This window comes from Oleiphilus sp. HI0125 (assembly GCF_001635355.1).
In genome coordinates, this window is the sequence record NZ_LWGF01000868.1 from 44,089 (window position 1) to 57,329 (window position 13,241).

A 13,241-nucleotide genomic window follows, 5' to 3' on the forward strand; every position below is an offset into this window, starting at 1 on the left:
TAATTTGGTCAACTTTTCACCAAGTCATAAGCCTAGTGGAGGCTTGAGGAAGTCCGAATGAGCGAAGTTACTCCAGTGATTCGCATGCTAAACGCCATCGAACGGGTAGGGAATAAAATGCCTCACCCAACTTGGCTATTTGTTTTACTGACCTTATTTGTCGTTGTGCTATCCGCCATCATGGCTTGGATTGGCGTAAGTGCTGAGAATCCTGTGACCGGCAAAACGATCGAGGCAGTAAGTCTTCTATCGGGAGAAGGGCTTCGACTCATATTAACCAAGGCTGTCACGAACTTTACGAGCTTCGCGCCCGTTGGTGTTGTGTTGGTTGCGATGCTTGGTATCGGTATTGCTGAGCGTAGTGGTTTACTGGGTACTTTGTTAAGACGTTTGGTTTCAGCGGCACCAGATAGTTTGCTAACTTTTATTGTTGTCGTTGCAGGTGTTTTATCTTCTTTAGCAGCAGACTCTGGTTACGTTGTACTTATTCCTTTAGCCGGTGCGCTGTTCTACGCAGCGGGTCGCCCTCCATTAGCGGGTATTGCGGCGGCATTTGCGGGCGTTTCGGCAGGCTTTAGCGCGAATCTATTAATTGGCCCTATTGATGCATTGTTGTCGGGTATTACCACCGAAGCCGCACAATTAATGGATAAAGAAGCTTTTATCTCTCCTGCGGCGAACTATTATTTCATGGTTGCTTCAACATTCTTGATCGGCATTTTGGGCACAATTGTGACCAATAAAATTGTGATGCCTTATCTCGAAAAATCACAAAGCCAAGAAGAAGTCGAAGATGTTGAAGTCGATCAAGCAGGGCCTCTCGATGGCAAAGGCTTACGCAATGTCGGTCTGTTTACTTTGGTGTTTGTAGGCCTTGTTTTGTTGGCTGTACTACCCGAGTCAGCGCCGCTTAGACACCCCGAGACGGGAAGCATTGTTGTCTCTCCATTTATCGGCGGGATCGTCGTGATTATTTCTGTCTACTTCGCTTTAGCGGGAGCTATTTTTGGATATACGGTCAAAGAGTTCTCTTCAAGCAAAGACGTGATCGAAGCAATGGAATCAACTATGGCGACAATGGCGGGCTACGTTGTGTTGATGTTCTTCGCGGCGCAGTTCGTGAATTACTTTGGTTGGACCAATCTTGGAATGATTACAGCGATTAAAGGCGCTGCGTGGCTTGAAACTCTGAGCATTAGCCCTGTGTCTATTTTGCTGATCTTCATCGTAATGACAGCATCAATCAATTTGTTGATTGGTAGCGCATCGGCTAAATGGGCGTTGTTAGCGCCAGTCTTTGTTCCAATGTTAATGCTTTCTGGAATTTCGCCAGAAATGACGCAAGTGGCTTATCGTGTGGGGGATTCCGTGACTAACATTATCACCCCTTTAATGCCGTACTTTGGGATAGTGGTGGCCTTTGCTCAGAAATATGACAAAGAAGCTGGTATTGGTAATATCGCCGCGGTGATGTTGCCTTACAGCATCATCTTATTGATTGGCTGGGGATGCTTATTGGGCTTGTGGCTAAGCATGGGTTGGCCGCTGGGTCCTGGTGTATAAGATTCGCATCGTTAACCCGATCTCGGAATACAAAAAAGAGCGCGAGATAATAACGAATGCGTGAATCGCTTTTTCAATTCTCAGAGTATAAAAATGCTCCCAAACTTCTTTCTCAATGGAACATCGTTTATGCGTCTAGTGTTTACCTTGCTTAGCTCTTTAATTTTATCTCTGCCAGCATTTGCTGAATTAGAGGGTAAGCGCCCGAAGCCTGAAGGCTGGTTTTATGGCATTGGTGTAGGGTTTTCGGAAAGTATCTACAAGGGCGATCGTAATCGTGTCATTCCAATTCCGGGTATTGGATATATTGGTGAGCGTTTTAATTTACTTGGGCCTTTTGTCAGTTATGAGCTGTATGAGAACGGCCCATTTGATGCAAACGCTAAGCTCGCAGTTAGGTTTGATGGTTACGACGCGGACGACAGTGATTTTTTAAAGGGTATGAAAGACCGCGATCGTTCACTAGATGGAGGTTTTAGTTTGGGCTTGCAGCGAGAAGATATTGCCCGCCTCGAATTAGAATATATGCACGACACCTTATCTCACCATAAAGGCTCAGAGACGAGTATTCAGTTATCAAGACAATTCAATAAAGGCCCGTTCTTCTTTGTACCGGAAGTATCTGCTCATTACCTGAACCAAAAGCTTGTCGATTACTATTATGGTGTTGAGCAGAACGAAGCGACGCTTGAGCGTGGGCGTTATGAAGGGCGATCGGGTTGGAATTATCGTGCCGATTTAAACTTCTCTACCCCCATATTATTTGGTGGTTTTACGCGCCTAGATCTGGGATATATTTGGTACTCAAATTCAATTACCTATAGCCCCATTGTAGATCAAACCGAGGGATACAATATCCGCTTTGCTTATACTCGATTCTTCTAAATAATTGTTTATTTGAATCGAATATTAATATGTAACATCATCTTGAGATAGCTTAATACCGAGCTGGCTACACAGCTAACTGTGTAGCTAACGACAAAAAAAAATCATAATGATCGGGAAAATCCAAGATGTATCGCTGTTTGGTTTTTGTATTTTTCATCCTCTCTCTGTCTGCGTGTAGCAGTATTCAAATTGCACCGTATCATCAAAATAGCACGCTGCTAGTTATCCCCAAATCACATGAAAACTCCTCAATGGAATCTTGGAGTCGAACGTGGAAGTTTGATGTTCGATCTCTGGGTGAAACGAGTGATATTAATTTCGATGTATGGTTCTCAAATAGTTCTGATGCATATATTGCGATTAATGATTTGCCTCCAGGGCGCTACGAAGTTGGTGCGATGAAATTTAAGATGGCGTCTCGTTGGCGATCAACCTCCGCCAATGACGACGGCTACCCCTTAAATATAGAGTTTGAGGTAAAACAAGGTGAAGTTACTACATGACAACGCTATTCCAAGAGACATCTAGTGGTGGCACACGTAGTTCATTTTCGGTGATTGAAATGGAGAGTGTGGATTATAACTTGTTCAAAGTGAAGCTATTGGAAGATGAGCGTATGCAACCTTGGCTCATCAACGAACAAGTTATCCGGGGAGCAAGCATTTGATCATAGCTATCACCTTGTTTATTTAGAGACTGTTAATTAGCCCGTGACTGCGTGTCGAAGTGTAGGTGCTCTAATTTAATCTCCATTAGGTTAGAGCCCTTTTCAGGGTGTCCGATCATTTCGTCATAGGCGCTCGTGTGCTGCAGCACTAGCTTTATGATTCGCAGCAAGCTAAGTGCTGTTTTGGCGGCTTGAAGGCTTCGGTAAGTTTGTATTTGACTACCATCGACCAAGTAATAAGTCTCTCCTTGATGCTCAATCATCACCCTATAAAGCGACAAATCAACTGATTGAATGATCACTTTTTCAATGGGCTCTAATTGTCCGAGCTCTTCGTATGAAATCTTCATAGTCATTTTCCTATCTAGTTTAATAACCTAAGAATACGGCGTAAGAGAACGCTGATAAGTGTGCCAAGGTGACGACGATTGTTAGTCTGTCTCGCAAAACCGCGAACATGGTTTCGTACAAATGATCGCAAAACTTCTTCTCGACAGAGCGTAAGGCAATAAAACTGAGGCCCAAGATCGCACTCTGTAAGGCGGGTTTAAAAATTGTGCTAGCCCATGCTAATAAACTAAAAACGATGCCCGTATTGAGAAGTATGCCGTTCTGGCGCAAGTTCGAGCCGATCACGACGGGTATTGCCCAAAGTAAACCTGCTAAAAAAGACAGAATGACAACGGAGTAAGACAGGAAGAAATCGAGCAGGGAGTCTGCTGATTCTTGAGGGACGAACCAAATCGTAAGGCTGAAGCCTATGAATGGGATCAGGCCTGCGAAGCCAAATGTTTGAATGCGTGCGTGGTTACTCATCGATCTTACTCTGTTTTTTTCAATAAAACCTACGAGAGTAAAAACACAGCCGATTACTTTATATATGTATAACGTGCTTTGGTCTTGAATCCATTTGAGCCCTTCCTAAGTAGCTTAATGGAATGCTTAATTGGAGAGTCGCAGTGGAAAACCGTATTGAGGTAAGAAAACTCTTACTAGCTGCAGAAAAAGTTAGACAGCACGGCGAGCAGAAGAGCGGCCGGTACTTCTATTCTGGTCTAACGCTTGAAATGAGTTTTGATGGTTATACGTTTGTTCTAAGCACGCCCAAGGCTAGTATCAGTGTTTTTTTTCATAACAAGTTTCAGGCTAATTATCGTAATAATATTGAGCTTGAAGAGCTGTACGACTTAGCGTGCAAGATCGCAAAAACTGATGCCGCTTGAGAACTGAAATAAGGGTTCGAAGACAAGAGGCACCTTCGAACCCCCAAACTTATTTGCAACTAGCGCAGATCTGATCACCATAGTAATTGTTCACGTAATTGCAGCTATTCTCCGTAATTCTGAGCTGCGACTTCTCTTTTCTTCTCTTTGAGATACTTCTCAATTAGGCTGCTTATTAGCTCTGATGCCGCGCGTTCGCTTATTGGTGGTATTGCTGCGAAGTCGGCGGTCGGCTCAAGTCTGTGTTTATGGAATGCTACGTTAGCTTGGGCATGGTAGTATGCTAAGACCTTATTCTCTTCTAGGGTTACTTGGAGTGTGAATTCCTGATTCAAGTATTTACAGTCGCTGCTGAACATCATTTCGTGCTGGCGTTCATCGACGATGTCTTGCGAGTCCTTGATGCTAGCGCTCTTATCCTCCCGTTCTAACCCCACAACCTCTAAGTCATGTGTGTTTTCTGCTGGTGCCTTAGGTGCTTCTACTACGGTGTTATGTTCGATATTACGTTGAAGCCAAACCCTAGCTGCTTGGCGTATTTCTTCTAGTTTTGCTCGTCTTACGGTCATTCGATCCACTGACTCATTTAATAGGACTACATAGCGGAGAGCTGCTCGCTCGCTAGAGATGCGAAGGGATAATCGAAGGAAGCAAGAGTGTAGGCGTCGATTTTAGTAGAGCGCTCCGTGGCGCACGATAGTGTAGGGCAGTTGCATAGTCAAACGTCCTAGCTGTGTGACAGCTTGTGTGACATTCTGACGTGAGGAAAGCTCAACCCCCGTGGATACAGGGGCTTATGCTTGTTTGGTGGAGATGGCGTCCCCTGAATAGTGCGTCAAGAGCATTGTTTTTATTAAGATTATTTTTTTGTGTTCTTAATTACGCCACTAAAAGTGCCTCTATTTGTAGGTTGTTGGACGGGGGGATATGCCAAAGAAGATGGTTTAGTTTTCTGCGCCTATCTGAGTTTCATTCAAATCATAACTCTGAGTTTTTACCCCCTGTCTCGCGCGCGCGCGAGAACTCACCAATAGCTAACGTGTATTTATATGGTGATAGGTAGTAGGGCGACTTTTATATTTTGGGGCTATCCCCCCTGCCTATGGTTGCTCCCAGCTAAAAATAGAGATCGAGAAAGTGAGACTTCAAACTAGTGGGGCTTTCAGAATTTGATATCGGAAATGTTTTTTACTCATTTCGTTTGCGTGATTATATGGGGTCCGGTCTGCACTTATTGATAATTCGCGCGACCCTCCGCCCCTGTCTTCTTGTGATCAATACGTTGTGTACTTTAGCAATCAATATGATCGTCAAACGATCCCGTAATGTTGTGTCTGTTATGCACAATACTTGGATCGACTTGGGTTATCGATGCGTGTTGGGATTGAGTGAAATATAGAGATTCGGATTATTTACTCTTGATCAAACAGCCTAAGACTTTGGTGCGCAAATAGACAAAAGCGAAAGAGGAAGCTCTCGAGAGTCACGAGAACCTTCGTCGGGTTTAATCGGTAAAGCACACGTTATTAACTCTTTGTCATAAGCTTGACTGTAGTGGAACCTTTGCGAAGCAATGGCAAAAGTTGTAACGGAAATTAACTACTGTGCACAAACTTGTTAGGCGCACTACTTAGTTAACCTATCAGCAAGAGAATAAAAATATCGTGAGAGAATAGTGAATATTAAATCGTTACTATTTCTCTTTTGTTGAATAAGCAAGGAAGCCATTGTTGGGTTTAATGCAGCCAAATAACCCATTTGGTCTTTTACATGCTTTTCAAATTTTGCAATGGCTGATGGTGATCGGTGTGCGATAGCATTTCTTATCACTCGCAACTCATACATTTTGTCAGGAGATTCACAAATATTTTGGACTCTTGAATTTCTTCTAAAGTAATCGTCTATTCTCTGTTGAAGCAATTTTGAGTCTAACCAATCAGTAAACTCTTTATCTCTATCTTTTCTATGTTTATTTATTTTTTTAAATGCTTCGTTTACATTTCGGGATGATGAGCCGTGCGGTCTAATTAATCTATTGCTTCTAGTGTTTGCAGTACACATGCAGCGCAAAAAATACTCTTCTACAAAGCACTCCCAACTTACCACTAGCCTAATAAAGCAACCTTCTATATGGGTATCCCTTTCAATGCTTTCAGGCTGTGAAGAAAGTGCATGAACAATTCTTTCAAGCTCTTCCACATCAGCCTTGAAAGAATTGAATATTTTCGTTAATGAGTAAGGCATACTAAACTACCAGCTTAGAAATTTCCTCATGCCTAAACTCTCTTTGTGCTACGTTTCCGGTTGCTTGTTTAAACTTAGCCTTCATAGCAGGATCAAAATCCGCCTGTAAATACTGAACGCAAAACTCTTCCATCTGGACTTTTGTTTTTTCTATATCGATCTTTCCAGTCTTTTCTTTTTCAGCGCCTGTAAAACCAAATAGGCGGGCATATATAACTAAGAATAATGAATAAAACATAAACTTAGGTTTAAAAACATTTCTTATATGATTTGATTCAAAGAGCATGCCCATCATGCTAATTGTTTGATTAAAGTTCTTTTCAAACTCATGTTTTTGCGGAAACTCATCATCAAATTCTTTATACATTTTTTCAATTAGCTTTGAACTGGCAGACTTTCTTCCATAAATTACAGTGTATAAAATATCTGAAACTAATCCTGCGTCAGCCATTCTTGCAATCACAGCAGGGGTTAGGATTTTGAATTCTGTCCAGAATGTATTGTACTCTGATGCCAAATCATAAATTAATCTTTTAATCTCGCCTGCATACAACGAGTTCAACTTTTCCTGGCCATTCAAAGGCAAGCTAAATGAGTTTAGTCTTGAGAAAATGGATATAATATCGCTATCTGATGCGCCTCTAATCGAAATAAAGGAAATCTCAAAATCTTCTATCATTTGTTGTTCTTCGTATGGAAGCTCGCTAAAAGTGCGACCATAAAAGTCTTCATCAAATATATTTTTTGATAATGTAAACTCGTTATCATAGAACTCAATAATGGTAGATATTCTCTGCTGACCATCGATTATCTCTTTTCTCCTTTTACCTGAATCATCTACATAATCTCTAAGATATATAGGGGGTAAAGGAAAGTTATTGAGTATTGTGTCCAGCAAAGCAGTCTTTGCATTGATAGGCCAAGCTGTTCTTCTTCGTTGGTATTTTGGCTGAATAGATAGCTCGCCGCTTTTGAGAAGCCTAGAAATATCTAAGATGCTGTACATCCGTTGTGATAATTGTATTTTTGCCATTCTATTACTTCCTATTTTAGATTCTTAATTATCTAGTTTTTCTATCCCAAGGTGCAAACTTAATCGCGTGTTCGACCTTTCGGATTGCAGCTCGGATCTGCTCTTGATGTTTGATCTGCACGATGTGGTTGTTCATTACTTCACCTCTGCTTTGATATAAAGCCCCTGATATCTGTCGCCAAATCTATCTTTCATGGACTGATTAAACTCGGCTCGGTCTTTGTTAGCAGTGTCAATTACGTCAATCGGGTGTCCATCGACCATCACCTTATATGCGGTGGTCATTGCGTTACTACTTTGGACTTTGTTGTTTTTCGGGGTAATTGAGGTTGTAGGCCCCGTTATTACTGGCTTTTCAGCGATTACCTCTCCATTTTCGTTGGGGTAATCGGGGTAATTGGTAGCCTGCGCTTGTCGTAATGCTTATGCTAAATATTCGGCGGCGTTCATGCTTCCCCTTTATCAATGCTTGCGATGTGATATAGGCGTTTTGTCGATCCTTGAATTGTTGTTGCCTTTGAGCTCTTGCCAATGTCGTGCACTGCAATCAAATTAGTATCATTCAATGCTTTGATGATGCGGTTGATATTAGTGCAGTTGGCTGCGCGTTTAAGTCCCTCGCTCGTAAAGATCCAGATACGTTGTCCGTTTTCATCTCTCCACCAGCCTGCTCGATCCCGGATAGGGTAGTCATGCGAACTGTCATCAATGTTTGAAAACATGGTATCTCCATTGCGACTTATAAAATCTGCAATCTGCTCGATGATCGCGCTAGTTTCTGCGTTTTTGTTTTGCCGATGTTGTCGCCAATGATTAAACAACTCGATCATGGTTGCGGTAGGCTCGCCCATCTTTAGCGGTAGCAATTCATACTTGGCGGCAAGTTCTAATGCTGTGGCAACAATAGCGAATCGCTCTGCTGCTCGTTGTTCCTGTCCTCCATCAGGGGTCATTGAATCGCGTATAAGGTTTACTGAGGTGCTAAGATCGCTTAGGTCATCAGATATCAGTGCAGAAATAAAAGCAGGCCCTAACGTGCCGTAGTGAGCTCTGCACGCGTTCTTGATCGCATCTGATAGTTTTGCTCCGTCCTCCATCTGGTGCAGGCTATCCCAACAACCATGTGCGCGGTTTGCGCTTAATTCGATAAATCGTAATTCCTGACCCGCCTGTTTACGCTTGCCTGCATCGTTCATTATGTCGGCCAATGTACGCTCGCCAGTTGATATAAATATCAATCTCCATCGTTTTGCAGGTCGCGCATTTCCGCTGCGATTAGCTCGGCTTTTGCCTGTTCCGTTGCCAAGTGAGTAGACAATATTTCCTACCTCTCGCGGATCTGCTTCGCCAAGTTCATCAAGTATCAATGCGGTGTCGTTGCGCTGCTCTGCGATGCCCTCAAGTCCGTTTCCGGTGCTGCGCCATGTGCGTTTAAAATCCTCTCCATGACCCCATACTGAGCATGACGCTTCGACCAATGTTGTCTTGCCAGTGCTGGAGTCACCATAAAAGTGAAAACCTCCGCCTTGTCGTTTTATCAGGTAGAGCAGGGGTCCAGATAGTGCGGCTCCGATTGCCAGCTGTAAAAGCGGGTTTCCCGTCATCAGTGCACCAATAGATTGTTGCCATTGTTCAAGCGTGCCGCTGACAACATAATCGTCATACGTTGCATATTCGCTTTGGAATATCGCATCGCCATGACCAATGTTTCGGGTCGGTAGAATAAAAAGATCTTCATTGTGCCAGCCTGTTATGCTCGCTGAGGTCATGCGTTTTATTGGTTCAAACGATTGCAGATATCTCGGCAATGATTGTCGATTATTAGTGTCGAGCTTTAATCCCATATCCAATAACTCACGGCGTAGCTCTGCACAATCCGTTGCCAGCATGTGCATCGGCATGGCCCATTCCCGCCATTCACCTCGGCGGTTTTTTAATTTCAGTAGTAAGCCAAAATTTGAACCGTGCTTGTCGGCGGTGCTTGCGATGATATGCAGCGGGCCACAAATACAAGTATCAGTTTTTACCGGATTGCCATTGTCGCGAGTTTTCTCTCCATGAAACCAAGTGCCTGCATTGAAAGTACCATCAGCTGTTTTCGTTTTATGTTCATAAACGCGATAGCAGGGGCGTGATATTGATTCTGGCTTTAGTTCACCAGCAACAATATCGGCTGCTTTTTGCTTTGTAGTTACCCTAATTACCTCTTTGTTTTTCGTTGGGGTAATTGGCTCGTGTCCAGTGTTTTCAGGGGCTATTACCTCGATTACCTCTGTTACCCCTGTTTTTTTATTAGTTCGGCTCATAGTTCGGCCTCCGTGCAGGTCATCGCGTCATTGAAGTCTGTGCACTTGCAATCAGGTAGTGAGCACGGCACTGGTGCAACTAAGTAGCGGCACATTGCTCGGCCAGCTGCATCGCGCGCTTTTTCAAGTCCAATGTTGTAATCAAGATGATGGTCATTGTCGGCCATGATGATGACCTCCAAATCAGGTTTACGGTGTCTTATAGCAATTGCTACTGCCTCAAGATTACCTGCGTTCATGGCGGCGGCTACTGGCTCTCCAGTGGTGGCGTATATGCTTAATGCCGTTGCTGCGCCCTCGCATATAAACAAGCGACCCTCACTCGGTAATGATTCTGCTGCACATAGCCAAAAGTGACCCTTGATTGCTCCGTTCTTTAGGAATCGCTTAGATCCATCAGGATAGATTGTCTGCACGCTATGGATCATTCCTCTTGTGTCACATAGTGGAATGACGATGTTGTCGCCATGCTGCTTTAAATTGGCTGTTATCAGGCCTTTTTCGACTATGTAGGGGTGATTAGGGTCTGCTTCATAGCACTGGCTTACAATCGTTGCTGCGTGGTCTGCTGCTTCGCGTTCTGCCCGTTTTTGCTCGGCTTTACGCTTCGCACGATACGCGTCAATCTCTCTGTCGAATCGCTGTCTCTCGGTAAAAGTGGTTTGTTCATAATTTGCACAGTTCCACTTGAATGTTTGATTAGTTTTCCAGTCTCCAAAAAATGCTCTCAAACAATTACGCGATTCGTGGAGAACGTAATAGCCGTTTTTAGTTCCTCGCTTGTCGCCTGCAATATGCACGCGGTGAATCTGTCCATCAGGTTCGGGTTGTTCGATAATTAGTCCCGCCTGTGCTCGTGCTGCATCAGCAAAATCAAAGATATTCGTGTTCATTAGCAGGCCTCCATGCTCATTCCGTTGGTGCTGGTTAATACATAACGTGCGATGCGATGTTGATTGCCTTGCGCGGTTTCTTCTGTGGTCCAAATTGTTAGGATCTCAAAACCTCTTTTTCGCAATTCCATGATGCGCGGTGCAGGGCTCATTACGTCCAATTGTTCGCGTGCATAAATGGTCGTAACACCAAGTGCGTCACGATCTATGAGTTCGGCTAGTAGTCGAGTTCGTTGGGCTAATGTAGAATTATTTTGCGCTGCGCCCTCCGGGGCGTTTGTTTTTTTCATGCTATGCCGCCTCCGATTGTCTTTTCTCGATTAGCTCCCGCACCAGCTGTTTGATCTCATCTGTGCTTTTGCCAGCAATACGCGCCTTTTGAACTGCGATGACCTCATCACTCGGCCATGCCTTAGTGCGTGAAGTTACTGCGATGCCGGGCGTCATTCGCTCGTTGTTTATATCGTTGTAAAAAGTGGTGCGGCCAATTCCTAAAGTCTTGCAGGCTTCGGGTTGGCGCATCAGGTAGGTAGGTGTTGCCATGATTGCGACCTCGATTGTTGGTGAACATAGGCCGCTGTTTACGAACAGTTGCGGCCTTTCGAGGAATTACGCTATTGATTTGAGGTGTTTTGATTGAGTCTTTGGGTAATGATCCAAAGTGTGTTTTGGGTAGTGACCCAATCTGAATGTCGCGCCATTACTGGCTTTTCTAGGGTATAACCCAAAAGCAAAATTAGCGGTGTTTTTTAAGTTTCCACTCGTCTATTTCGTTCTCGGCGGGCTTGCCGCCAAGTTTCATGTCATCGGCTACTGATACTTTGATGATCGCATCAATTACGCTTTTTTGGTTAATCTTATGGCGCGATTCAATATAGTCATGCAAATCTTTTTTCGATGGACGTTTCATCTCACTTGGTAGGTCATGCCAACATTGTTCGTAAACATCGGCGGCAATCTGGATCGATTCAGGTAGTCCGGATAATGCTTGCGGCAATGTCATTACACCGTCTTTTTTGTTTTCGTAGCGAGCGACTTCATCGGCCATGACGTAAAGGTCGGCTAACGAAAAGCGTATTTTTCCCGCTTTATTGAATAGCGTTTGTACGCTCACAATGTCTTTTGTGGTGAATAATTTTTCGGTAAGTTCTGCTCCCATTTTTTCAGATAGGGCCTGCATTTTTTCTAAACCAATCCGCTGCTTTTCATATTGCCTGTTGTAGTCTGTGTTATCTACATGAATGGCTTCAAACTCGATAACGGTGTCATCGGTTACTTTTAGATCTTCAAGAGTTTGCAGAATGTTCTCGGCCAATGGTTCAAATCTCTTTGGCGATATTTCTGCAACTGTAGTGGTTTCTTCGGGCTCGGCTAAGTCGATTTCGTCATAACTTATGAAAAGGTCCGGGTGATTGTTGTAGTGCCTGAATAGTCCTCGTGCAGATAGTTGTATCACCAGCTTATTGCTCGATCCAAGTTTCAGAATGTCTTTCACGGTGATTGACTCGTCATAGTCTTTGGACCATTTCTCGGCCAATTCAAATAGATTGAAGTAGGGTGTTTCCATCATTTTTATTATGCTCTGTGTTTGAAGTTCGCAACGATCACGTTGTCATCATTTTTCAGGCTGTCCAAATAGTCGGCCCATGTCTGCATCATTCCTTTGCGATCATCTATGTGCGTAGTGCGGTTATATGCTCGACCATTTGAGTCTTTTACTGCGTGTGCTAATTGGTGCTCGATCCAGTCCACTCGGAACGATAAAACTTCGTCCAAAATAGTTCGCGCCATCGCTCTAAATCCGTGCGGCGTCATTTGCTCATTCGTAAAGCCAAGTGTTCTAAGTGCGACCCTCACGCCGTTGTCACTTAATGGTCTGCTTGGCCCGCGTGCATTAGGAAAAACATATTTACCTCTGCCAGTTAAAGGTTGTATTTCCTCAAGCAGGGCGATGGCTTGGGTACATAGCGGTACTAAGTGCGGCTCGCGTAGTTTCATTTTTTCGGCGGGAATGGACCAAAGGCCATCATCAAGATCTAGTTCGTCCCATTCCATGTGGCGTAATTCAGTAGGGCGCACAAATAGTAATGGCGATAACTTAAGTGCGACTTCAACGACCTTAGATCCTTGAAAACTATCAATGGCATTAAGTAATACTTTCACTTCCGATGGTTTTGTTATTGAGGCTAAGTGTTTCTCTTTTGGTTTAGCCAATGCACCAACAAGATCGCGCGATGGATCGCGCTCGGCTCTGCCAGTGGCGATGCCATATCTGAATATTTGCCCGGCGATCTGCTTCATGCGGTTTGCGGTTTCAATATAACCTTGTGATTCCTTTCGGCGTAAAACCGCCAATAATTCTGGTGCGGTGATTTCTTTTATTGGTCGCTTGCCGATGTAGGGGGTCATGTAGTTATCAATATA

17 protein-coding genes are annotated in these 13,241 nt (G+C 43.8%); 5 read left to right on the top strand and 12 right to left on the bottom strand.

Features of this window, described 5'->3' with window-relative positions; genetic code table 11:
• The first annotated feature begins 57 nt into the window (after nt 1–57).
• The 4 genes from A3762_RS14425 (at nt 58) to A3762_RS26535 (ending at nt 3,118) form a co-directional block, all read left to right on the top strand.
• The gene (locus A3762_RS14425; protein WP_068477971.1) at nt 58–1,563 is read left to right on the top strand and encodes an AbgT family transporter; all 1,506 of its coding nucleotides are present in this window, start codon (nt 58–60) and stop codon (nt 1,561–1,563) included.
• Nucleotides 1,564–1,692: 129 nt separating this feature from the next.
• Nucleotides 1,693–2,448 (top strand): MipA/OmpV family protein, encoded by a 756-nt coding sequence (locus A3762_RS14430; protein ID WP_068756249.1) that lies wholly within the window; start codon nt 1,693–1,695, stop codon nt 2,446–2,448.
• A 254-nt stretch (nt 2,449–2,702) separates the two neighbouring features.
• Entirely contained in the window at nt 2,703–2,954 is a 252-nt protein-coding gene (locus A3762_RS14435) for a hypothetical protein (protein ID WP_068756228.1), read from the top strand.
• Complete coding sequence (locus tag A3762_RS26535) at nt 2,951–3,118, top strand: hypothetical protein (RefSeq protein ID WP_156493473.1); 168 nt, start codon at nt 2,951–2,953, stop codon at nt 3,116–3,118. The genes A3762_RS14435 and A3762_RS26535 overlap by 4 nt, the downstream gene beginning before the upstream one ends.
• A gap of 32 nt (nt 3,119–3,150) precedes the next feature.
• On the opposite strand, the gene A3762_RS14440 is transcribed toward A3762_RS26535, so the two are convergent.
• Together A3762_RS14440 and A3762_RS14445 are read right to left on the bottom strand one after the other, a co-directional pair.
• A complete protein-coding gene (locus A3762_RS14440) occupies nt 3,151–3,468 on the bottom strand; it encodes a DUF6482 family protein (protein WP_068756230.1) in 318 nt (105 codons plus the stop codon).
• Nucleotides 3,469–3,487: 19 nt separating this feature from the next.
• Nucleotides 3,488–3,934 carry a DUF3429 domain-containing protein gene (locus A3762_RS14445; RefSeq protein ID WP_068477597.1) on the bottom strand — a complete coding sequence of 149 codons (447 nt, stop codon included), beginning with the start codon at nt 3,932–3,934 and terminating at the stop codon, nt 3,488–3,490.
• A gap of 143 nt (nt 3,935–4,077) precedes the next feature.
• Here A3762_RS14445 and A3762_RS14450 point away from each other — a divergent pair, with 143 nt between their 5' ends.
• Nucleotides 4,078–4,341, top strand: coding sequence for a DUF3081 family protein (locus A3762_RS14450; protein ID WP_068477973.1), 264 nt, complete (start codon nt 4,078–4,080; stop codon nt 4,339–4,341).
• 104 nt (nt 4,342–4,445) lie between these two features.
• Here the strand turns inward: A3762_RS14450 and A3762_RS14455 are convergent, their stop codons facing one another.
• From A3762_RS14455 to A3762_RS14495, 10 genes are all read right to left on the bottom strand, one after another.
• Nucleotides 4,446–4,910 (bottom strand): hypothetical protein, encoded by a 465-nt coding sequence (locus tag A3762_RS14455; RefSeq protein WP_156493474.1) that lies wholly within the window; start codon nt 4,908–4,910, stop codon nt 4,446–4,448.
• Between the two features lie 1,057 nt (nt 4,911–5,967).
• Nucleotides 5,968–6,585, bottom strand: a complete 618-nt coding sequence (locus A3762_RS14460; protein WP_068756235.1) for a hypothetical protein — start codon at nt 6,583–6,585, stop codon at nt 5,968–5,970.
• Nucleotide 6,586: 1 nt separating this feature from the next.
• Nucleotides 6,587–7,618: a DUF262 domain-containing protein gene (locus A3762_RS14465; RefSeq protein ID WP_068756237.1), complete on the bottom strand. Its 1,032-nt coding sequence runs from the start codon at nt 7,616–7,618 to the stop codon at nt 6,587–6,589.
• Between the two features lie 135 nt (nt 7,619–7,753).
• Nucleotides 7,754–7,903, bottom strand: coding sequence for a hypothetical protein (locus A3762_RS26540; protein ID WP_156493375.1), 150 nt, complete (start codon nt 7,901–7,903; stop codon nt 7,754–7,756).
• Between the two features lie 161 nt (nt 7,904–8,064).
• The gene (locus A3762_RS14470; protein WP_082869151.1) at nt 8,065–9,924 is read right to left on the bottom strand and encodes a DUF927 domain-containing protein; all 1,860 of its coding nucleotides are present in this window, start codon (nt 9,922–9,924) and stop codon (nt 8,065–8,067) included.
• On the bottom strand, nt 9,921–10,817 hold the full coding sequence (locus tag A3762_RS14475; protein ID WP_068756239.1) for a toprim domain-containing protein: 897 nt from the start codon (nt 10,815–10,817) through the stop codon (nt 9,921–9,923). The genes A3762_RS14470 and A3762_RS14475 overlap by 4 nt, the downstream gene beginning before the upstream one ends.
• Complete coding sequence (locus A3762_RS14480) at nt 10,817–11,107, bottom strand: helix-turn-helix domain-containing protein (RefSeq protein ID WP_068756241.1); 291 nt, start codon at nt 11,105–11,107, stop codon at nt 10,817–10,819. The genes A3762_RS14475 and A3762_RS14480 overlap by 1 nt, the downstream gene beginning before the upstream one ends.
• A 1-nt stretch (nt 11,108) precedes the next feature.
• Nucleotides 11,109–11,360, bottom strand: coding sequence for an AlpA family transcriptional regulator (locus tag A3762_RS27650; protein ID WP_082869152.1), 252 nt, complete (start codon nt 11,358–11,360; stop codon nt 11,109–11,111).
• A 193-nt stretch (nt 11,361–11,553) separates the two neighbouring features.
• Nucleotides 11,554–12,387, bottom strand: a complete 834-nt coding sequence (locus tag A3762_RS14490; protein ID WP_068756243.1) for a hypothetical protein — start codon at nt 12,385–12,387, stop codon at nt 11,554–11,556.
• A gap of 5 nt (nt 12,388–12,392) precedes the next feature.
• A partial coding sequence (locus A3762_RS14495; protein ID WP_156493475.1) for a site-specific integrase occupies nt 12,393–13,241 on the bottom strand: 849 nt, incomplete at its 5' end.